The organism is Brevibacillus formosus, assembly GCF_003013405.1.
GTDB classification, from domain to species: domain Bacteria; phylum Bacillota; class Bacilli; order Brevibacillales; family Brevibacillaceae; genus Brevibacillus; species Brevibacillus formosus.
The window spans coordinates 283,107-305,202 of record NZ_PXZL01000004.1; the positions used below are offsets into that span (position 1 = coordinate 283,107).

At 49.8% G+C, this 22,096-nt stretch carries 19 protein-coding genes; 3 read left to right on the plus strand and 16 right to left on the minus strand.

Translation table 11 applies throughout. The annotated features are described in order from the left end of the window. Positions 1 to 47 precede the first annotated feature (47 nt). On the plus strand, positions 48 to 1,901 hold the full coding sequence (locus C7R91_RS05890) for an SgrR family transcriptional regulator (RefSeq protein WP_047071445.1): 1,854 nt from the start codon (positions 48 to 50) through the stop codon (positions 1,899 to 1,901). Between the two features lie 419 nt (positions 1,902 to 2,320). Here the strand turns inward: C7R91_RS05890 and nagA are convergent, their stop codons facing one another. The 8 genes from nagA to C7R91_RS05925 form a co-directional block, all read right to left on the minus strand. Continuing rightward, the gene (gene nagA, locus C7R91_RS05895; RefSeq protein WP_047071443.1) at positions 2,321 to 3,490 is read right to left on the minus strand and encodes an N-acetylglucosamine-6-phosphate deacetylase; all 1,170 of its coding nucleotides are present in this window, start codon (positions 3,488 to 3,490) and stop codon (positions 2,321 to 2,323) included. 44 nt (positions 3,491 to 3,534) lie between these two features. After that, positions 3,535 to 4,614: an NAD(P)H-dependent flavin oxidoreductase gene (locus tag C7R91_RS05900; RefSeq protein WP_047071441.1), complete on the minus strand. Its 1,080-nt coding sequence runs from the start codon at positions 4,612 to 4,614 to the stop codon at positions 3,535 to 3,537. Between the two features lie 53 nt (positions 4,615 to 4,667). Continuing rightward, positions 4,668 to 5,684: a VOC family protein gene (locus C7R91_RS05905; RefSeq protein ID WP_052773418.1), complete on the minus strand. Its 1,017-nt coding sequence runs from the start codon at positions 5,682 to 5,684 to the stop codon at positions 4,668 to 4,670. Positions 5,685 to 5,889: 205 nt separating this feature from the next. Continuing rightward, positions 5,890 to 6,921, minus strand: a complete 1,032-nt coding sequence (locus C7R91_RS05910) for a FecCD family ABC transporter permease (protein WP_047071439.1) — start codon at positions 6,919 to 6,921, stop codon at positions 5,890 to 5,892. Positions 6,922 to 6,923: 2 nt separating this feature from the next. Then, positions 6,924 to 7,979 (minus strand): FecCD family ABC transporter permease, encoded by a 1,056-nt coding sequence (locus C7R91_RS05915; RefSeq protein ID WP_047071438.1) that lies wholly within the window; start codon positions 7,977 to 7,979, stop codon positions 6,924 to 6,926. A gap of 128 nt (positions 7,980 to 8,107) precedes the next feature. Beyond that, positions 8,108 to 8,314, minus strand: a complete 207-nt coding sequence (locus tag C7R91_RS29655; protein ID WP_236697914.1) for a hypothetical protein — start codon at positions 8,312 to 8,314, stop codon at positions 8,108 to 8,110. 135 nt (positions 8,315 to 8,449) lie between these two features. Next, positions 8,450 to 9,253 carry a helix-turn-helix transcriptional regulator gene (locus C7R91_RS05920; RefSeq protein WP_236697913.1) on the minus strand — a complete coding sequence of 268 codons (804 nt, stop codon included), beginning with the start codon at positions 9,251 to 9,253 and terminating at the stop codon, positions 8,450 to 8,452. A gap of 130 nt (positions 9,254 to 9,383) precedes the next feature. Then, positions 9,384 to 10,358, minus strand: a complete 975-nt coding sequence (locus C7R91_RS05925; protein ID WP_047071437.1) for an ABC transporter substrate-binding protein — start codon at positions 10,356 to 10,358, stop codon at positions 9,384 to 9,386. 275 nt (positions 10,359 to 10,633) lie between these two features. On the opposite strand from C7R91_RS05925, the gene C7R91_RS05930 reads away from it, so the two are divergent. Both C7R91_RS05930 and C7R91_RS05935 read left to right on the plus strand, forming a co-directional pair. Beyond that, positions 10,634 to 11,590: an ABC transporter substrate-binding protein gene (locus tag C7R91_RS05930; protein WP_047071435.1), complete on the plus strand. Its 957-nt coding sequence runs from the start codon at positions 10,634 to 10,636 to the stop codon at positions 11,588 to 11,590. Between the two features lie 123 nt (positions 11,591 to 11,713). Continuing rightward, a complete protein-coding gene (locus tag C7R91_RS05935) occupies positions 11,714 to 13,360 on the plus strand; it encodes an AraC family transcriptional regulator (protein WP_047071433.1) in 1,647 nt (548 codons plus the stop codon). A 56-nt stretch (positions 13,361 to 13,416) separates the two neighbouring features. On the opposite strand, the gene C7R91_RS05940 is transcribed toward C7R91_RS05935, so the two are convergent. The 8 genes from C7R91_RS05940 to C7R91_RS05975 all read right to left on the minus strand — a co-directional run bounded on the left by C7R91_RS05940 (position 13,417) and on the right by C7R91_RS05975 (position 22,091). Then, positions 13,417 to 14,205, minus strand: a complete 789-nt coding sequence (locus tag C7R91_RS05940; protein ID WP_047071431.1) for a DeoR/GlpR family DNA-binding transcription regulator — start codon at positions 14,203 to 14,205, stop codon at positions 13,417 to 13,419. Between the two features lie 25 nt (positions 14,206 to 14,230). Further along, positions 14,231 to 15,394: a saccharopine dehydrogenase family protein gene (locus tag C7R91_RS05945; protein ID WP_047071429.1), complete on the minus strand. Its 1,164-nt coding sequence runs from the start codon at positions 15,392 to 15,394 to the stop codon at positions 14,231 to 14,233. A 19-nt stretch (positions 15,395 to 15,413) separates the two neighbouring features. Further along, positions 15,414 to 16,532, minus strand: coding sequence for a 2-aminoethylphosphonate--pyruvate transaminase (gene phnW, locus C7R91_RS05950; protein WP_047071426.1), 1,119 nt, complete (start codon positions 16,530 to 16,532; stop codon positions 15,414 to 15,416). Next, positions 16,529 to 17,323 (minus strand): phosphonoacetaldehyde hydrolase, encoded by a 795-nt coding sequence (phnX, locus tag C7R91_RS05955; protein ID WP_047071424.1) that lies wholly within the window; start codon positions 17,321 to 17,323, stop codon positions 16,529 to 16,531. The genes phnW and phnX overlap by 4 nt, the downstream gene beginning before the upstream one ends. Positions 17,324 to 17,326: 3 nt before the next feature. Further along, entirely contained in the window at positions 17,327 to 19,036 is a 1,710-nt protein-coding gene (locus C7R91_RS05960) for a putative 2-aminoethylphosphonate ABC transporter permease subunit (RefSeq protein ID WP_047071422.1), read from the minus strand. A gap of 5 nt (positions 19,037 to 19,041) precedes the next feature. Further along, positions 19,042 to 20,091 (minus strand): putative 2-aminoethylphosphonate ABC transporter ATP-binding protein, encoded by a 1,050-nt coding sequence (locus C7R91_RS05965; RefSeq protein WP_047071420.1) that lies wholly within the window; start codon positions 20,089 to 20,091, stop codon positions 19,042 to 19,044. 17 nt (positions 20,092 to 20,108) lie between these two features. Then, positions 20,109 to 21,185 (minus strand): putative 2-aminoethylphosphonate ABC transporter substrate-binding protein, encoded by a 1,077-nt coding sequence (locus tag C7R91_RS05970; protein WP_047071418.1) that lies wholly within the window; start codon positions 21,183 to 21,185, stop codon positions 20,109 to 20,111. A gap of 213 nt (positions 21,186 to 21,398) precedes the next feature. Continuing rightward, positions 21,399 to 22,091 carry an aspartate/glutamate racemase family protein gene (locus tag C7R91_RS05975; RefSeq protein WP_047071416.1) on the minus strand — a complete coding sequence of 231 codons (693 nt, stop codon included), beginning with the start codon at positions 22,089 to 22,091 and terminating at the stop codon, positions 21,399 to 21,401. Positions 22,092 to 22,096 lie beyond the last annotated feature (5 nt).

Sequence of the window (22,096 nt, forward strand, 5' to 3'; positions counted from 1 at the left end):
CGATCACCTTTTTGAGCATGCATTTTAATTGAGAAATGGGGGCCAGCATGGTTACCGTTCTGCATTTTTTAGAGCTTCGTTCGTTTTTTCATCAAGAAGAAATCGGGCAACCGTTCCCTGTTACCATCGAAAAGCTGGCCGGGATTTGGCATTGTACGCCTCGCTATGCCAAGTTGATTGTCCGTAAGCTAGTCGAGCTGAGTTGGGTCGAATGGAAGGCGGGACGCGGGCGAGGGAATGTCTCGGTCATGACGCTTCATGCTGATTCCGATGAGATCCTTCTTGCCGAGGTCAAGCTGCAAATAGACAAGGGCGACGTCAAAGAAGCAATGGAGCTCATGAATCGCTACGGCAAAACAGCCGTCAAAGACCAGATCATGGATTGGCTCTCCGAGGGAATGGGCTTCTTGCGCCACTCGGTATCGAACCGTTCGCAAGATGTCCTGCGCTTTCCCGTGTACCGCAGGATTGTGACGCTGGACCCTGGTCTGGTTTACTACCACTTCGATGCACATCTCGCGGGACAAATTTTCAATACACTCGTCCATTATGATCTGAATAGTCGTTCCATTTTACCTTCCATCGCCCACTCATGGGAAAGCAGTCCAGATGCTACAGCGTGGACATTTTATTTGAAAAAGAACGTGCTGTTCCATCATGGACGGGAGCTGACTGCTCATGACGTCGTTTTTTCCCTGAACCGGCTTCGCTTGCATCCAGACACGTATGAAGCAAGCTGGATGTGTCGTGACATAGATCAACTCATCGCCATTGATGACAGAACCGTGCGCATCCTGCTAAAAGAGCCGAATTACTTGCTTCTGAGGTTGTTGGCGACGATACCTGCAAGCATTGTTCCAGAAGAAATTGTTCGACAGGATGAAAAAGGCTTTGGAGAAAAGCCAATCGGAACAGGACCCTTTCAACTGGTGCGCCTTAACGAGGGGATCTGTATTCTGGAGGCATTTCCTGCTCATTTTCTGGGGAGACCGCAGTTGGATCGTGTGGAAATTTTGATTTTCCCTGAGTTGGACATGGGTCGCCTAAAAGAACCAAATTGGGCGTCTGTAATGGTGTCGCACGGTGTCCAGTCGAAAGCACTAGCATTGAAGGAAGCAGTCATTCAGGATGGCCAGGACTGGTGCGATACGGAGGCTTTTTTTTCCTGCTGTAATTTGCTTGTTTTTAACCAGTGGAAGAGCGGTCCGCATAATCATTTCAAGTTTCGTCAGGCGCTTGATCAGCTGATTGATCGGGATCAAATGATTGCCGATTTGGGCGGTGATCGCATCTACCCGGCAAAAGGCTTCCGCACGTATCACCCTGTTTTAAGGGAGGTAAGAGCGAGAGAGAACGAGCAGCCCTGCCTTGCTGAAATTATGTCCCTGCTACAGGAAAGCAACTATCAGGGAGAAACATTGCGTCTCGTCACCACAGCCTACCATGAAGAAGATGCGCTATGGATTCAACAACGATGCGGCGATTATGGCATTAATCTGGAAGTCGATGTGAGAGAACCATGGGAATTTTCGAATCCCGATTGTTTGCCCGAACATGATTGCCAGCTGTACGGCAATGTGTTTAGCAGCGATCAAATTAGCGAGCTGGAGATGTACTTGCAAAGAAATTACTTTCTCCCCGCATTTGATGAATCATTGGCTTTGGCCATCAACAAGGAGATTCGCTTGACGTTTCAGGAGCCAGACCGGCTCGCTCGGGAACGCCATCTCGCCAGGATCGAAGCCATGATCAAGGAAAACTATGCTGTCTTGTATCTGGTTCAGAAAAAGACTCTTACGTCGTTCCACAAGTCTCTACGAGGCGTGTCGATCAATTCGTCGGGGTGGTTGGACTTTCATAAAATATGGTTTCAACCGGATGCGTTGCAGCAGCAGTTGTGAAAAGGGGGTTGGGTGGGGGAAGAAGTGCATTTCCAGTCTACGCTTCGGCCTCCGCCCTACAAGGGGTATCACAGTCCGCTTCGGGGCGGGCTCCAGAGGCGCTTGGACTGGAAATGCACTTCTTCCTACGTAGCTTCCATTCCCTACATTTTGAAAATTCACTCTAGAAGGAAGGCGTTATGAAAGCTCTCCCTGAGAAGGCCTTCGAAAACGGTGTAAACCAATAAAAAGATAAAAGCTGTACGAAAGTCCTGTCACATGTTTGGAAGGAGACCGCCCGAACGAAGTGAGGATACAGGCGAATGGAAAACATGTGGCAGGGCTTCTCCCCGACCACACTCCTAGAGTACATCTTTATTTTTTCATGCGAAAAAAAGCAATCCAAGAGCGACCTTGGACTGCTTTTTTCTATTAAGAAACTATTTTGACTGGTGATAAACTTCTTTACCTGCTACAAAAGTCATCGTCACGTCAAATTGTGTATTTAATACCGTAATATCTGCATCATACCCTGGTGCCAGACGTCCTTTTCGCTCGCCAAAGCCAAGGATGCTAGCTGGTGTCAGGGAAGCCATTTCTACTGCATCTGACAAAGAGACACCGCTCAGCGTTACCATATTGCCGACTGCCCGATTCAGCGTCAGGATGCTTCCGGCAAGGGTTCCATCTGCGAGCTTTGCCTGATTGTCGTGGACGTGAACCTCTTGACCCCCAAGGTCGTATGTCCCTTCGCCCATCGCGGCTGCCCGCATGGAATCGCTGACGAGCGCCAGTCGTTCTGCCGTTTTGACCCGATACAAAATCTTCATGACTGCTGGATGCACATGGATGCCATCTGCGATCAGCTCTGTGCTCAACTGCTCGTGATACATCGCGGCGCCCACTACGCCCGGCTCCCGATGATGTAGCCCTGTCATAGCATTGAAACAATGTGTAAAATGGCGTACGCCCGCATCTACCGCTTCCGTCGCTTGGGCGAACGTAGCTCCTGTATGTCCAGCAGACACGATAACATCGCGTTCTTTTAACCATGCAATCGCTTCAAGTGCTTCCGGTTGTTCTGGGGCGATCGTCACGACCTTGATCAGCCCTTCTGACAGTCCGTATAGCTTTTGCACTGCATCGAGCTTGGGTATCGCGATGTTTTCTTCTTTTTGCGCTCCCTTATAACGAGGATTGATCCACGGTCCTTCCAGATGGATGCCGATCGCTTGTGCCCCCGGAAGCCCCTCCCTGCTGTACTGCGCGATGTTTACCAGCACCTGCTCCAATTGAGCATAAGGAGCCGTCATCGTCGTCGCCAAAAAAGATGTCACCCCATGCCGCGCAAGTGCAGTCGAGATGGCCTGAATTGATTCCGGCGTCCCGTCCATCGTGTCGTATCCGTCAATCCCATGCATGTGCATATCGACGAATCCAGGGCATATCCAGCCATCCTCTACTGTCACTACATGATCTGGCAAAGCTTTTCCATACTCATCAGCCTTGCCAGCATAGGTGATCGTTCCATTTCCCACGACTACGAGACCATTATGCAATTCCTGTCCATCTGCGACAAGGTTCCCCTTGAGAGCATATTCCTGGTTCAATTTGATTTCCTCCGTTTGTAGCGTGGCTTCGTTGCGCGCTTATTCTACTGGGGATACCCGAGACTGCTGCAAATTCTCGTCGTCTCCGCTGCCAGCTTTTCAACGAGCTCACTCGCGCTGATTTCTTGGCTGAGTGGAGCTGCCTGCCCCGCCCACATCGACATGTACGCAATTTGCTGCTGCTTGCCCGCTGCGGCTCGAATGTCTTTGGTCAGGGCATTTTGCACCGGATAGGTCGGGAGCTCGTGATCAAGTGGGGCGAGTGTGATCATAAACTCATTTTGAATGCCCCTTGCCCATTTTCCAGAGAACGCACGTGTCATCACGATGGACTCTTCGCTCGTCTCCAGAATAGCTTTCTTGTGCAGGGCATGTGCTCCGCTCTCCTTGCATGTCAGAAAGGCCGTTCCGAGCTGTGCCGCGTGTGCCCCGAGCGCGAGTGCTGCTGCGATCCCCCGCCCATCCATGATCCCTCCAGCCGCGATTACGGGAATCTTGACCCGATCCACGATTTGCGGGACGAGCGCCATCGTTCCAATCATATTGCTTGGTGAGTCCGGTAAAAAGGAACCGCGGTGCCCGCCTGCTTCGCTGCCTTGGGCGGAAATCATATCGACTCCGCTCGCTTCCAATGCAATCGCTTCGCGAACGGTTGTCGCCGTTCCGATGACAGTGATTCCTCGCTGCTTCAGCTCTGCCATCAAGCGATGATCCAGAACACCAAAGGTAAAGCTGAAAACAGCGGGCTGTTCCTCCAAAACGACAGCCATCTGCTCAGCAAACGGCTCTGTAAATTGCGTCACCTGCGGATTGTGCGGGATGCCCAATTGATCTCGCACATCATTCATTGCCCGGGCAACACCTTCTGCGATCGGCTGGTCGGCATCGAAATCTTCGGGAATAAACAGATTCACGCCAAACGGTTTGTCCGTTAACGCCCGAATGGACTTGATCGCCTCACGAATCTGCTCAGGAGACATATATGCGGCACCAAGAGTTCCGAGTCCCCCTGCTTCTGAGACAGCGGCTACCAGAGCAGGTGTGGTCGCTCCCCCTGCCATTGGCGCCTGAATAATCGGCCATTTCAAATGTAAACGCGAAGTGATCGGATTGTTTATCCACATGGTTTTCCACTCCTCAACTTTTTGAACAACCGCTTTTATTGTTTACTCGTTAATTAGTCGTCGCTGTGAATCCATTCAAGAAACTGAGCCAACACACGGGCAGTTAACCCCCAGATGACACGTCCATCCACCTCGTAAAACAAATGCTCCACTGTCCCTGTTCGCCACGGATATCGCTTGCCACCTGGGATCAGATGATAAGGAAAATCCTCTTCGGGCTCGGTCATGACAGTGGAAAGATACTTCGCTGGCTGTGTTGCCAACAGACGATCGAGTGGAAGGATAAAGACCTCACCAACCTCGTCTGGATTCGGCTTCATATCTGGAATTCCTTCCACGTATCCAATAAAAGGCGAAATGATAGAGGAGCCAGGCCCAATCACCTGATCGAGCTCGCCTACATAATGAATGCGGTCAAGTGGAATCCCCAGCTCCTCACTTGTTTCCCGAGCAGCCGTCGCCCAACGGGATTCGTCGCTCTTCTCAGCTCGCCCTCCCGGAAAACATACCTCATTAGCCTGTCGCCTCATCGTACTGGCTCTTTTTTCAAATAAAATGCCTAGCTGATTGTCAGCCATTTTGACAAGTGGTAGCAAGACACTGTATGTGCCGCTCGTCCCTCGTTCATGTTCTTGGAGTCTCTTGGAAATCTCCCTGATGGCAGGAGCAAGGGAATCCTCCCCTGTTTCCTGTGGCAAGTACTGAGAGACCTCGATTAAATTTTGATCCGGATCACGAAAATATACCGAACGAATTGGCCCGATGGCCCCTGTTTTTTGAACAGGTCCTTCCACCAAATGGACGCCGCATGCATGAATATGCTTGATGACTTGCTCCAGTGGAAGCAATGTGATAAGACACAGATCAGCGGAGCCTGCGACTGGATGCATCGCTTTTGGCTCCCATTCTTGTCCGATTTGATGCAAATTGATTTTTTGCTGGCCGAAGTGCAGGGCCCTCCTGCCGTCGCCAAAGGTAACAACCTTCATACCCAGGACTTTTTCGTAAAAGTGACAGGTTGCCTCGATGTCTTTTACCGTCAAAACCAGGTGGTCTAATCGATCGATCATATGCCTTTACTCCTTCTCGTCCCGATACATGCTCATGCTGTTATTATAGCAAACACAAGGCGGTTGCTTCTTCTCCCCATTGTCCTCCAACATTTCCCTCTTTTCAATTCCCAAATTGCCTGATCCCCACTTCGCCCTATAAAAAAACGAGCGTCTCCCTCGTACCTAGACGGGAAAACGCTCGCCATATCCACCATTTGCGAAGCTATGCTTTTGAACGTGCCAGCAAGTACAAGAAATACGGAGCACCGATTACGGCTACAACGATACCAGTCGGAATCTCTGACGGCTGCATGATCCAGCGACCGATGGTATCAGCCACGATGACCAATAGCGCGCCAGTCAGCGCTGATGTAGGCAAAAGCATCTCATGCTTTGGCCCTACTAATCTGCGGGCCAAATGCGGACCGATCAACCCGACAAAACCGATGCCTCCACTCACTGCCACGCAGGAAGCGGCAAGCCCGACAGCGGCAGCCAGCAGCTTCAATTGCTCTTTGGCAACGGGTGCACCCAAGCCTTTCGCCAATTCTTCCCCCAAATTGAGCACATTCATAACACGTGCTTTGTAAAAAACATAAGGGATTAAAATGGCGATCCAAGGCAAGAGTGAAAGAACGAACTTCCAGTTGGTCCCCCAAATACTACCGGCGAGCCAAGTCGCCACAAACTGGTACTTGTCCGGGCTCAGCTTCAGCGTCAAGACAATCATCGCAGCACTCATCCCAGCCGCCACAGCAATCCCCGTCAATACGATACGGGTCGGAGACAATCCCTTGTGCCTTTTATAAGACAATGCGAAGATCAGCGCTGCTGTCACACTGGCTCCAAGCAACGCCAACACTGGCAGCAAAAAAACAGGTGCCGCAGACGTTGATGGATAAAACGAAATGAACAGCATCACCATCAAGCCAGCACCAGCGTTGATCCCTAAAATACCAGGTTCAGCCAACGCATTGCGGGAAATTCCTTGAATAATACACCCGGATACGGCAAGTCCTGCCCCAATCAGGAGGGAAATCACAATCCGCGGCAAGCGGAATTCAAACAAGATCAGGCTTTGCTTGTCTGTTCCAGAACCGATTAGCGTCATCAGCAGATCGCTTGGTGACAACCGTATGTAGCCTGTGTTCATGCTGATGATAAACGCCACGAAAATGAGGATAGCGAGTATCGTCATAACCGCAAAGGCTCTATTTCTTTTGCGGGTTTGGTAATGGGAAAGCATTTGCTGCATCATTACATCTCCCTTCTTTCTTTACGCGCCAGGTAAAGGAAGAACGGTACACCAATTAGCGCAATAAGTGCCCCTAACGGCGTCTCATACGGCGGATTTACCATTCTTGCGGCCAAATCGGCGAAAACGACGAGCAAGCTGCCCAAAATGGCTGAGCAAGGAATGATCCATCGGTAATCGACTCCAACCAAAAAGCGGGTCAAATGCGGAACGATCAATCCAACAAAGCCTACAGCCCCAACAACCGCGACTGCTGATCCAGCCAAAATCAGGACGATGATCATCCCTGCCAGTTTAACTAACGCCGTGCGCTGCCCCAATCCTTTTGCAACATCTTCTCCAAGACTGAGCATCGTGATGGAGCGCGACAGCATCATCGCCCCAATAAGAGCTGCGACAATCCACGGAAACATGACTTCGAGCTGAAACCATTTGGTTCCGGCCACACCGCCTGCATACCAGAAGGCCAAATCTTGTCCAATTTTAAAGTAAAGCGCAATCCCTTCGCTTAACGCAGACAATAGTGCGGTCAATGCGGCACCCGCCAAAACGAGGCGCACCGGAGTCAAGCCGCCTTTTGCCAAGGAACCAATCCCGTAGACCATACCTGCCCCAACTCCAGCACCCAAAAAGCTGTAGAGAATCAGGTACATGAACGGCAGACCCGGGAAAAAAGCGAAGCAAAGAGCCAAAACAAATCCGGCACCTGCATTCAAACCAAGCAGTCCAGAATCTGCCAACGGATTGCGTGTCATCCCTTGCATAATGGCACCTGCAACAGCGAGGCTGGCCCCGACCATTGCACCGCCGAGTAGACGCGGCAAACGAATCTCCTGAATAATTTGATGTTGGGTAATATCTGGATTAAATTGAAAAATAGCTTCCCATACGACTGCGAAGTGGATGTCGGCTGCTCCAAATGACACAGACAAAAACATTCCTAGTATTAATGCGAAAACTCCACCGGTCAAAATGAGTGTCGCTGCCCAAGGGCGAGAGCGAAACGCAACCGGCTTTCCGTTATTCCCCTCTTTCAGGGAATGTGCGTGTTGACTCATACGTGCCACCTTTTTTCGTTAGTTTGGAGCTGAGTTGTTAGTGATAGTGATTCTTATTATCATATAAGGATTTTAGGCGATGGATGAAAACAGTGTCAATGGACAATCGCGAAGTTGTCTTTGCACATTTACGCTAATACTTGTAGGACATCGTCGACCTTTTTCCCGTTGGCGATCACACCGTGATTCATCCAGGTCATGAAATCCACCTGGTAAGCCCGATTGCTCTGGACAGCAGGAAGCGCTTGCCACACGGGATGGTCGAGCTGTAGCTGTTCGGCACCTGGTTTTCCCCCATGCCATTTGTCAAAGGCGAAAAAAGATATGATCGGCATCCAGTGTAGACAGCTCTTCCCACGACACCCCTTCTCTCACTTGCTTGGCAAATTTTTTTTACCAGCAGGGCCGGCTCTATTTCCAAATCTTGAAACAGCACCTGCGATGTGTAGTTTTTTTCCACGAGGATTTGATCAGCCGAGATGCGCAAGAAGGCTACCTTCTGCCTGCTTAAGACGACGATTGCAATAATACTCGCTGTTGAATCCGACGTTTTGGGCAATCTCTTTGATCCGATCCCCTGTCATAAGCAGGAGTTGCTTCGCCCGATTGATCCGCAGTTGATTTATGTAATCGAGCAGTATTTCTCCCGTCCTTTCCTTGAAGAGCTGCGTATATCGCCAACGCGGAACATTCGCTTCCTGTGCTAGCTGATCTACAGTCAGCGGCTCTTGATAGTGTTCCTCTACATACGTAATCGAACGTTCAACAGCCCGCCTCGGGTCCAAACTTGTTTTGCCTGGTACATTTTGCAGGGCCAAAACGCATAGCAATTCCTCAAACCGCACGTGATTAAAAAATAGTTGCAGCGCCTCCGTGGCATCGCGATGCTTGTAAATCTCCGTAATCAATTCAACGACACGTGAAAAAGGCGTGCAGGTCAACTCCCCGATACAGAAAAAATCCACGGAAGCTTGTTCCTCCATCGGAGCTCCCGTGTGGACGACACGAAATGTCAGAGAATAGTAGTCGAGAACGTGACTCGTGCAGCTGATCCGAACGTTCTGACGCGGTGCTGCAATCCAGCACCGCTCCCGAGTAAACCGATATGTGCATGATTCGATTTCTATGAGCCCTTCTCCATCTGTTGCTACAATCATCGTGTAGTCTTCCGGCTCCTGATAGTCCTGCCAGCTTTCCACATTGACTTTTTGGATGGCCGTCATGGCAAAGAATGATGGTGGAGATAGCTTGGCCCCGGATGCTTCGTTATTCATCTCCCTCACCCTTATCGTGAGAATGATTATCATTTCTATTATAATGAGTTAACATCTCGACGACAAGCTCCACAAATAAAAAAAGAAAGCGCATCAACCGATATGACGCGCTTTCTCTACTAAACTCGATTTACTTTACAATCGCTTTGACCAAATCGTCTGCCTTCTTCATATTGGCCAGAATGGCACCAGATTGCCAATGCGTTCGCTCCATTGGGTAGACATGACCTTTTTTTACCGCAGGAACGGATTTCCAGATGGGGCTCTCCAAAATCTTTAGTGCATCCTTGTTTTCTTCGGAGGTCCACGTGCCATTTGACTGGAACACAATGATATGGTCTGCATCGATAGCCGGGATGGCTTCTTCTGATAATACCACGTGGGTTTCCTGATTTTTGGCAGCAGAATACGGTGTAAGGCCCAGCTCCTTATACAGCATGCCAGTGTAAACATTGCCATCTCCGAAGAGGGCCAAATTCGGCTTATTTCCCACGTTCAAACGAATGACAGCCACTGTTTCATTGCCAATCGCCTTTTCCAGCTTTGCCTTGGTATCCGCAATTTTCTCATTGTACTTTTGGATCGCTTCGTCTGCTTTTTCTGGAACGCCTAACACCTCGGCGATTTTCTTGAGTCTTCCAATCGTGTCGTTACGGAGTTCATCGGGCAGCTTGTACGTAGGGGCTACCTTGCTGAATTCCTCGTATTTCTTCGGATCTGCGTAGCCATCCACAATGATGATATCCGGATTGGCTGCAAGTAACGCTTCAATACTTCCTGTAATATCAAAAAGCGGCACGTCCAGCCCGAGGTAATCCTGTTTGCCCCAGGCCGGGTGATACCACTGGACAACCGGGGTCACACCCAGTGCTGTCAAAAAGTCCTCCTGATAAATCGCCGCTACTCGCTCTGGCTTTACCGGAATCTCTACATCCCCATAGGCGTCTTTCACCACTTTGGTTTTCGCAGCGGTGTTCTCTGTCGATGCTTTCTGCTCAGTGGATGTTGGCTCCGCTGCTTTTTCTGCACACGCAGTTAACACGAGCATCATGATCAATAATAATGCCATCCATGCCAATCCTGCATCCCGAACCGTTCTGACCATCTTTCTACCCTCTCTCGCATCTGTTGATGATTACCCAATTGATTCTCATTCTCACTTTTTGCATCCTGATCATATTAGTTTCCTCTCTATTTTGGCAATGCATTTTCTCTATTATTTTTTGTCTAAACTCCACAACTGTCCGTGTGAAATCCTTCCCTTTGTACAAAATCAATGGTGGGTATCTGACGTTTGTCCATTGTGCTGACAAGCTACATATGATAATGATTATCATTGACAGCAAGCAGATTCGAACGACTAACTGGAGGAAAGTGAAAATGAAACACATGCGCAACATTAGCGGAACGCTAGGGATCTTCGTACTGGCTGGCAGCTTGCTCATCGGATGCAGTTCATCTGCTTCGCAAGCAACGACCGCAACGAGCAGTGAGGCAAGTCAGAAAAGCCAGACGCGTCCCTATACGGATTATCTCGGACATGCAGGCAACATCCCGGTCTCCCCTTCACGAATCATCTATTCCGGTGAGACATTTGGCGATATGCTCGCATTGGGCGTAAAACCGATTGGGGGCTTCGGCTACACCAACCAAATCTTTGAAGACCAACTGCACGATGTCGAAAATGTCGGTTTTCCCGTTAATCTCGAAAAGGTCCTGGAATTACAGCCTGACCTGATTATCCATGCAAATACGGAAGAAAAAGAATATGAACAGCTAGCCAAAATCGCCCCTACCGTTATTTTTGATACATTCGCGCCGTTGGAAGAGCGAATGACCCAGCTCGGTGATATTCTTGGGAAACAAGAGACAGCTACGAAATGGCTTGCCGATTACAAACGCAAATCGGAGGAGATGTGGAAGAAGCTGAAGGAGTCTGGCATCATGAAAGAAGGAGAAACCGCCTCTGTCTTTACCTATTATCCGGGTGATCGGCTGTTTGTCATGGCAAGAACAGGGCTTTCCCAAGTCCTCTATGATACAAACGGATTCAATCCCACTGCGCCCATTCAGGAAATACTCGATGCACAAAAAGGATTTGAGCTCATCTCCGTGGAACGTTTGCCCGAAATAGCGGGAGATCGTATCTTTATTTTGAATACAGCGAGCGAGGAAGCCGAGAAATCAACGCAGGAGCTGCTAAAATCACGCGTCTGGAAAGACCTTCCTGCTGTGAAAAATGGATATGTCTACTTTATCGACATCGAAAAATCTAGCAGTGATGCGACAACAAGAGAGTGGCTCCTGCAAAAGATTCCTGAAATGCTAGCCAAATAATCTATCATCTCCGTCTGAATCGAACACGAGAAGCTTTTCAACAATGATTGAAAAGCTTCTTTCTTTTGTATTCGAATGATAGAATAATTGATAATTATTCTCACAAAAAGGAGGGCAAAACCGATGCTTTACTTTATACCACCTCATCCCCCGCTCGGTTCCCTTCATTTTCAGTTGTGTAAGGCAGAGCGGACGGCTAGTCCTTCAGCCACTCCCTTCCATACCCTGCTCTTCTTCACAAAAGGTTATGGCAGCCTCCATGTTCACAATCAAAAGATTTCACTTTTGGCAGGAAAGTGTTTTTTGCTTTCACCGTCTACTCCTTTTACTATCGAATCCCTGTACGACAGCGCGATTGATTGCTTCCAAATCTCGTTTACCGTCATCCAGTTCGATACAGATAATAAGCCCTCCCCGTACCCATATGCACTGCTTGATGGCCGTATCGAGCTGTCCGCTCACCCCCCTGCCCAGCTCTTTCGCTTATGTGACGCGGTGCTCTTGGGCAGTTCCCCTTCCTCCGAAATGCACAGCTTTTGGCAGCAATTGCGGTTCCAGCAGTTGCTCGGATTTTTGCTGGAGCAAAATTTATCTCCTGACCTTATCCCTAGCAATAGCAAAGAGGTCGAGAACAGCATTCGTTATATCCAGCAAAATTATCAAGAGAACATGACGGTCAAGCAGTTGGCACAACTGGCCAATGTGCCCGCGTGGCAGTACACACTGCTCTTTCGCCAGCTGACGGGTAAAAAGCCTTTGGAGTATTTGACAGCGCTGCGTATTCATCATGCGAAAAAGCTCCTGAAAAGCTCGAACGATTCATTGCGGGACATCGCCTCGCAGGTCGGCTTCTCAGACGAGTATTATTTCAACCGTCGCTTTCGAAAGACGACCGGTTACACGCCGAGGGAATATTCCAGGCTGACTCAACGCATGGAGCTCGTGCAGGACTGGACAGGGCATGAGGTAGAGATCCCCCTTCAGCCACAACGCATTATTTATATTGGCGAGACGTTTAATGATTTGCTCGCGCTCCATGTGGAAAATATCATCGGCGGAAATTTTACCTGGATGGAACGAACAATCTATCGAGACAGAGTAAGACACGTGCAGGATATCGCCTTTCCCGTTGACTATGATCATTTGACGACAATGAAGCCAGATCTGATCATTTTCGCGAACGCAGAAGAAGATAATTACAAGCAGATGAGCCGGATTGCCCCAACGCTCACATTTAATTCATTTGCTTCGCTGGAGGAACGATTGCATACACTCGGAGATTGGCTGGGGAAAAAGAACGAGGCGCGGGAATGGCTCAGGAAATACAACACGAATGCTACGACTATGTGGAATCAGCTCCGCTCCGAGCTTGTGCCGGGTGAGACTGCCTCCGTCTTTATCCATGAGCATGGAGGTCGTCTGTTCGTAATGGGCACTTCAGGACTTTCATCTGCCCTCTACCATCCAAATGGTTTTTCTCCTGTGGATAAAATGCAAGAAGTACTGCAAGCAGGCTACGGTTTTATCGAAATTCAAGAGGAGGACATCCACCTGTACGCAGGTGATCGGATCTTTATGCTGCTGTCTGAAGACCCCGAATCGCGTCAAGCTACTGCCGCACTACTGCAAAGTGAGAGGTGGCACAGTCTGCCTGCCGTTCAAAACGGCTATGTCTATTTTGTAGAAGCGCAAAAATGGAATTGCGGCGCTGCCCTTACCAGAGAAAGATTGCTGCATATGCTGCCACTATTGCTGAGCCATTCTTCCTGAAGCAAACAGGCCAGCTTCCCTGTCGTGGGGAATCGCTGGCCTGCTTACTCTTACTCCTACTCCTCTGCTACCATCCATGCTACATTTTTTGCTTGGAGTCCTTTATTCCATTCTGCTGGTGCTGGCGTATCGCTTATGATGATATCGACCTCTCCCAAGTCTGTTATCTTGCACAATGTGCTGACCCCGATCTTGGAGTGGTCCGCTAGCACAATGCTTTCATTGGCATTTTCGATAAAACAACGGGCGAGTTCCGTTCGATCCGGCTCATAGCAAGTCAAGCCTTTATGGAGCAAGATGCCGTCAGCCGCGATAAACGCCTTGTCCACATAAAATTGTTTCATCATTTTCTCTGCATAGGTCCCGCTTACCCGATGATGCTTGGCGCTCACCTTTCCACCTAGGAAGTAGATGTCTGCCGCAAGCATTCCATTGTTTTGGTACTCGATTAATCGATTCAGCGCCGTGATCGAGCTAGTGAGGATCGTCAAATCTTTTTTCGTCACGAGAAAGCTGATCATTTTCAAAGGCGTTGTCCCTTCATCGATGACAATGGTATCGCTGTCTTGCACCAAGTCTGCTGCCAACCGTCCAATCCGTTTCTTTTCTTCCGCTCGCAAGACTTCACGGGTAATATGAGAGGGCTCGGAGCGCTCCACTGTCAGCTTTACTGCGCCGCCATAAACGCGCTTCAGCTTTTTCTCCGCTTCCAGCTCCTCCAAGTACCTGCGGATCGACTCAGACGAGACTTGCAGCTTTTCGACCAGCTCATTGGTCCGCACCTTGCCATTGGAATTGATCAACTGCAAAATGATTTGCTTACGCTCTTCCCCGAACAAAGACACGCCGAATGTCCCCCTATATCGTACTTTACGTCAATTCGATCTTCTCTCCATGGATGTAAATCTGACGTTTTGCCAGCTCGTGAAAAATCACGGCCGGATCAAATGCCTCTTCTGGTGTTATGACGCCAATAGCTTTTACGTTTCCTTTTGCGATCTGCTCAGTCGCAATCGCCAGCGGGATTCCTACGTTGCGGGTATAGGCGCGCAGCCCGGCCCAGTCAGCAACAGAGCCGTCAGATGCCGGATGTGTATGGTACAGGATGTGTCCTACTTTGCGGCCGTCCTTGGTACCTGTTACCTCGACATGAAGCGAATACCCGTATAAATCCGTCTCTTTTCCCTCCCTAGAATTGTAGAGGTATTGGGAGATACAATCAAGGATTCCCACCTTTGTTTCCCCTACCGTGATCGGATCGTTCCGCAAAAAGCCATAATCATAGAGGGCTTTGACCAGCTCCATGTTTTGCTTCGGCCATGTTCCCCGCACCTCGATCAGCTTTACCCCTTTTGGAGACAAAGCCTGTGCCAGCGTCTTCGTTTCTGCATGAGGAATGATGTACTGAATTGTTTTTCCGTACGGCTCGGGAAGCTTTATTTCGCGTGGGCGAGCAAATGGCGGAACTTGAATGAACGAGCCATTTTCATAGACGACACGCCCTGGCAAGTCTGGATCATACTCATAGGTCGTCGTCTCTGTGATCGATTTGGAAAAGGCAATCGGGCGAAAGGAGCCGTGGCTGACGCGGACTTCGTCGACTTCATCGAGCTGGTTCGCTGCATGCATCGCCATCATTTGGGTCAATCCAGGCGTCATGCCAAAGCCTGGCAGACAGGTCTTCCCATGGTCGCGGAAGATCGCATCTGATGCATTTTCTTCTCCAAAACCGTTCAAATTGATGCCATGGCAGCCAGCCTCCGCAATCGCAGCAGTAGACAGGCCGTTCAGTGTGATCGTGGTTCCGTCCATAACGATGTCATAACCGCGCATTTTTTGGACCGTATCCGCATGATCGCGTACATTTACCGGAATAAAATCTACGCGTGGATCGTTCAGCCACTCGACTACCTTGCGACCTTCTTCTTCATTAAAATCACCGATCGTGATCTGCTCAAAATCCGAATGCATCACGAGATCAAGCACAGCTTCCCGACAAATATTTCCCGCTCCACCCAAGCAAAACACTTTCATCACGATAGCCTCCTGTTATTTACTCCAGCCAGAAACGATTGTTTTCTATTGCAGCGATTAATCTCTCGATATCCTCTGGGTAAACCTCTCCGATATTGCCAATTCGGAATGTGTCCGCTTGCGAGATTTTGCCCGGATAGATGACGAAGCCTGCTTGCTTTAGCCGCTCATACAGCTGTGCGAAGGTGAATGCCTCGCTTTCGGGATAGTAAAAGGAGGTGATGAAGGGCGATTGCGATTCTTTTGGCAACAGGATACGAAAACCGATACGCTCCATGCCTTCAGCGAGTAGCTGCTGATTGCGCTGGTAACGCTCGTAACGTTTTTCCACTCCGCCCTCTGCCTCAAGCTCTATCAGTGCTTGATAAAAGGCTCGCACGACATGAGTCGGAGAAGTATAGCGCCACTTTCCATTTTGCTCCTCCATCGTCTTCCACTGGCTGTATAAATCGAGGGACAACGTACGGGCAAGCCCTTTGCATTTGATGAGCGCAGACGTTTTGGCGATGACAAAGCCGAAGCCAGGCACTCCTTGGATGCATTTGTTCGCACTGGAGATTAGGAAGTCGATCGAGAGCTCTGCTGCATCCATTGGAATGCCACCGAAGCTGCTCATTGCATCTACGATATAGACTTTTCCGTATTTCTTGGCGACTTCTCCGATTTCTTTGATGGGATTGAGCATGCCCGTAGTCGTTTCTGAATGCACAACAGCCACATGCGTAATGGTTGCATCCGCCGCTAGTCTCTGCTCCAATACCTCTGCATTGGCTTTTGTCACTTCGCCAAAATCAATGACCTCCGTTGCAATTCCATAAACTTGTGCCATTTCCACGATCCGATCCCCGTATGCGCCATTCGTCAGGATGAGCAGCTTGCCGTCTGCGGGAATCGCACTGCTCACCACCGCTTCCACACAAAAGGTCCCGCTGCCTTGTATCAAAACGCTCGTATAATCCTCTACCTGCGATGTTGCCAATCGGACGAGCTTTTGGCGGATTGCCTGTACCAGTTCATTGTAATCACGATCCCACGTGCACCAGTCCCGCAGCATTGCCTCGCGGACGGTTGAGGAAGTGGTCAATGGTCCGGGTGTGAGCAACAAGTACGGATTATCGGTTGGTCTTGTCTGATTCATGGTCTCTCTCCTTCTGCATGACGCATCTCGATCTTTTTCAGCACCTCATCCAAGCATCCGATCTCCTCGATCACGTAGTGCGCACCCGCCGCCATCAGTCGCTCCGTTGCGATAGCCAGCCTTTTATCCAGCTCTTCCTGTGACATGCTCGTCACTTCCTCCAAGGACAGACCGAGCTCGCTTCCACCCTTCAGAACACCAACCGTCCACATCCCGGCGTTTCTGCCTTCTCTCATATCGCTCGTCGTATCACCGACCTTGACCATCTCGTTCATTGGATATACGTCCAGCAGGATCGCATTTTGATAGCACATCCATGGATATGGGCGTCCAGCAGGCACTTCACTCGGGGTGACCAGTGCGTCCGGCTCGTAGCCCTGTTGTTTAGCCGATGCTGCTACAACATTCATCATTTCCCTTGTGTAGCCTGTGGTCGAGCCGATTTTGATTCCTTGCTCACGCAGTCGTCCTACCAATTCAATTGCTCCTGGAACAGGAGTGGCGTACTCGTGCAGCGTCGCCATCAGCATTGGTTCGAAGTCGGCGTACAATTCGTCCACATCCGCTTCGTTCGGAAGTCGACCGTAACGCTCTTGCCATAGCGCTGCTACCCGCTCCATTTTGCAAAGGGCCTGGATATGATCGCGCTTAAGCATTCCCATCGGTTCACGAGCTTCTGCTGCTGTCAGCTCGATCCCCCGTTTTTTGAACACCTGTAAAAAGACAGCTAAAGGAGCGAAACATCCGTAATCTACCATCGTTCCTGCCCAATCAAATACTACTGCTTTCATGCTTTATGCCACCTGACCTTTCTCTTGGTAGGACCCTGTTGTCCGCTTGCGAAGTTTGGATGCGATCCATTCTGCGCCAGCACGTGCGATGATGTTGAGGAAGACGATCAATACCGACATCGCTGCTGCCGGAGCCACATCCCCTGCGTCATCCATGTTGACGATAGAGACAGATGCCAACTTGAAATCCGCTGCGTACAGAAAAACAACCGCCGAGATCGTCACCATCGAGTTGATGAAAAAGTACACCGCCATCTCGACAATCGCCGGCATACAGACGGGAATCGTGACGCGCCACAATAGCTTTGTCTGCGAGACCCCCATGGACTCTGCCGCTTGCTCGAACTCGGGATCGAGCTTTTTCAGCGCACTCGTTGCTGTAATAAAGCCGACTGCGAAAAAATGAATGACGTTCGCCAAAATCAAAATCCAGATCGTTCCGTACATGCCGTGAAATGGATTCGACGGATTATTGAAGAAGAAAATGTAGGCTAGTCCAATGACCATCCCCGGCAATGCCAGCGGTAGAATCGACAGGAAGTATCCCGCTTGGCGAAGCCCCTTCCACACTTGGGACTTTTCAATGGTGTAGGCCGTAATAAATGTGACAGCCGTCCCGATCACTGCCGTCAGCAAGGCAACGAGAATACTGTTCCACAGTGGCTCGATCCCTTCACCGGCTACGTTGGAAAAGTCGTAATGATCCAAGCCGAGAGTCAGATTGTACGGCCATACTTTGATGAAAGAAGCCAGTACCACCGCAGCCATGAGGAGCAGCAAAAATCCACTGACGCTCACACAAAGAATGTAGTAAAACAAGTCGCGCAAACGATTTTCCTTGATTCGATACGGTTTGGACTTCGCTGTTACAGCCGCGTGCTGCTTTCGCTCAACAATCCGGTCCACGACAAACGCCACCAGAGCGGGAATGATCAACAGCAGCCCAACCGTTGCTCCCATCGTCATATTTTGCTGACCGATGACTTGCTTGTAGACGTCTGTCGCCAGTACGGAAAACTGTCCGCCGACAACCTTTGGTGCTCCGAAGTCAGTAAACGAGAGAGTAAAACAGACAAAGCAGGCGCTGACGATACCGTATTTCACACTGGGAATCGTCACTACAAAAAACTTGCGCCAATGATTCGCCCCGAGCGTATCCGCCGCTTCGTACAATTGATAGTCGGCAAACGCAAGGGAAACAGCGAGAATCAAATACGCTTGCGGGAAAACATAGACGATCTCCGCCAAAATAATCCCCACTGGGCCGTACAGATCGATGTCCCATTGAAACGGAAGCAACCCGAAGATCCCTGTCGTCACCAGCCCTTGATTCCCAAAAAGGTAGGTCAGGGCGATTCCGTGCATCATCGTGGGCGCAAACAGCGGCAGCAGCGCGATCGCCCGAAAGACTCGTTTTCCGCGAATCCCGCTGCGCGTCAAGGCATACGCGAACAGAAAAGCGAGCGTGACTGCAATCAGCGTCGTCATCGCGGAAATATACAAGGTGTTATTCAGCGACCCTGCCAGTGCTGGGGTGGAAAAATACGTAACGAAATTGTCCAGGCCGATGAACTGACCGTTCTTGTTATAGAATGCTTTGGAAAACAGCTGGCCAAGCGGCAACAGAACACTCGCTGACAATCCAAGAACGACAAGGCCGATGAGCCACTTTTGTATGGCTTTTCCATCGAAGATCGATGTCATTTCCTTCATGCTGCTCACTCCTGTTCCTCTATGGTTGGCGCATGCTCAAATGTCAGCAAGTTCTCCAGCGGAAACTCCAGCCACACCTTTTTTCCTCGGGCAATTCCAAGCCTTTGTGCCTCGGCCGCTATCAAATCGATTGTCAGAAGCTCATTTTTTATCTGACCTTCCTCTTGCCACTCCAGAAAGATTCGGTAAAAAGCACCGCGAAATTCGATTTCGGAAATAGTCGCAGGTATCGCGCATTCGGATTCTTGCTGCAAAAGCCGCACATGCTCCGGTCTGATCGCAAGTAAGCGATTCGGATCAGATTGGGCATTCTCGAAGCGACTGTACTCAAAAAAGTTGATCGCTCCGATAAAGTCAGCAACAAACGGATTAGCTGGTTTGTTATAGATCTCCTCGGGTGTTCCTACCTGAACGACCTCGCCGTGATCCATTACAACGATCTTGTCTGCCATGGTCAATGCCTCATCCTGGTCATGGGTGACCATCACTGTAGTCATGCCATACTGCTCATGCAAACGCCGAATCTCCCGGCGCAGCTTTTGTCTTACCTTTGCATCCAATGCGGATAATGGTTCATCTAAAAGCAAGACATCCGGCGATAGTGCAATCGCTCGCGCCAAGGCAATTCGCTGCTGTTGACCGCCTGAGAGCTGGCTAGGATATTTGGCGGCGGCATGAGACAAATCAACCATGTCTAGCGCCTCTTCTACTTTGGCTGCGATCTCTTTTTTCCCCAGCTTCTTTTCTTGCAGGCCAAAGGCAATGTTTTCGGCAGCCGTCAAATTAGGGAACAATGCGTATGACTGGAACATCATCGCAATGTTTCGTTTAGCGGGAGGCAGAGAAGTAATCTCCCTGTCTCCCAGGATCATTTTGCCTGTCGTCGGCTGTTCCAATCCAGCCAGCATTCTCAGTAATGTCGTTTTACCGCAGCCACTGGGACCGAGCAGACAAACAAATTCATTCTTGTCAATTTCGATGGAAATGTGCTCCAATGCGGCAAACAAACCAAAGCGTTTACTGACCCCTTGAATGGATAGATAGGATTGTGTCATGCTGTTCTCCTCGCTGCTTACTTGGGTTCACTCTTGGTCGCGTATCGTTTTTCCCACTCTGCCAAGACGTTGTCACGATTTTGTGCGGCTTGATTCAGGTCGAGCTTGATCAATTGCTTGATCGGATCTACTGCGTAGCCTTCCGGGAGTGTCGCGCCTTCTTGCTTCACACTGACGATGGCGAAGTTCTGGTTATAGGCTTTCATGACCTCATCCGAGATGGCCCAGTCCAAGAACAGCTTGGATTCTGGCTTGATCTCGCTCTTTTTGATCAAAGCATTCGCCTCTACATCCCAACCCGAGCCTTCTGTTGGGAAGACGACTTCAACGGGTGCGCCTTTTTTCTTCTCGGTAATCGAACGGTAGCCAAAGGAAATGCCGATTGGATATTCGCCCGATGCGGCCATTTTCGCTGGCTTCGAGCCGGAATGCGTGTAGATCGCCATATTTTCATGCAGCTTGTCGAGGTACGCCCAGCCTTCTTTCTCCCCTTTCAGTTGCATGATTCCGTTGATGGTGAGAAGCCCAGTTCCTGACGACGCCGGATTTGGCATCACGATCAGCCCTTTGTACTCCGGCTTGATCAGATCTTCATAAGAGCGCGGGATGGGCAAATTGCGTTTTTTCAGCTCCTTGGTATTGACCGCGATTGCAGTCTCCCATGCATCGATTCCTACCCAGCTTGCAGGTTCCTTGGAATCCTTAAACTCCGGGGATACCTTCTCGATGCCTTTGGGCGAATAGCCTTCGAGCATGCCTTGCTGTTCGAGTACAAGCAGGCTTGTCGCTGCCGTTCCCCATACGACGTCTGCTTGTGGATTGTCTTTTTCCGCCAGCAGCTTTGCTGTGATGATCCCTGTAGAATCGCGGACGATATTGACCTTTACATCTGGATATTTCGCTTTGAAGGATTCCAAATACGTTTTGATCTGGTCATCCTCCAGCGCTGTATAAACTGTAATCTCTCCGGAGGCGTTTGTACTTTCCTTTGTGGAAGTTTGTGTGTTTGGTTGTGACCCTGGTGCTTGTCCACATCCTGCTAAAAACGCGATTGATAGAACGGAAGCAAGTAAAGGATAATGCCATTTCTTCATGAGAACCTCTCCTCTTTGCGGAATGTTCATTTCTTGGTTCCTACGACACCAATCTTACTGGGAAAATATTAAGCCGATATGAACGCAACGTAAATTGATTGTTTTTATGTGTTTTTAGTTGTGATTTGTTGGCTTCATAAACAAAAATAGACTGAGTCATCCATTCTAGTAGCAAATGAGATGAACTCAGTCTTTTATTTTTTGGGCTTTGATCTACCGCAAAGCAGCCTCCACAGCCGCTTTTGCATGAATCGCAGTCGTATCAAATACCGGGACCGTGCAATCTTGGGCTGTGATCAATAGACCGATTTCCGTGCAACCGAGGATGACTGCCTCAGCGCCTTCCTTGACCAGTCGCTCAATAATCGCCTGGTAAGTACGTTTGGATTCTTCGCGAATGATCCCGACGCACAGCTCGTGGTAAATGATGTCATGGACGAGTGTTCGCTCTTGTTCATCCGGCAACAGTACCTCTAATCCATGAACATCACGCAGACGCCCTGTATAGAAATCCTGTTCCATCGTAAAGCGCGTCGCAAGCAGTGCCACTCGTTTATGCCCATGGTTCGCGATCGCTTGCGCTGTCGCATCGGCGATATGCAGAAATGGCAGGCTGGTCGCTTCCTCGATGGCATAGGCCAGCTTGTGCATCGTATTCGTACAAAGAACGATCAGGTCGGCTCCTGCCGCTTCCAGACTTTTTGCCGCAAGCGCCATCCGCTCGCCGGCTTCTTCCCATCGTCCTTCTCGTTGCATTTCTTCGATCTCGGCAAAATCTACAGAATACAGGATACTTTTTGCCGAATGCAAGCCGCCCAGCTGCTCCTTGACGGTTTCATTGATCAAACGGTAGTAGACCAAGGAGGACTCCCAGCTCATGCCGCCAATTAATCCGATTGTTTTCATTGTTC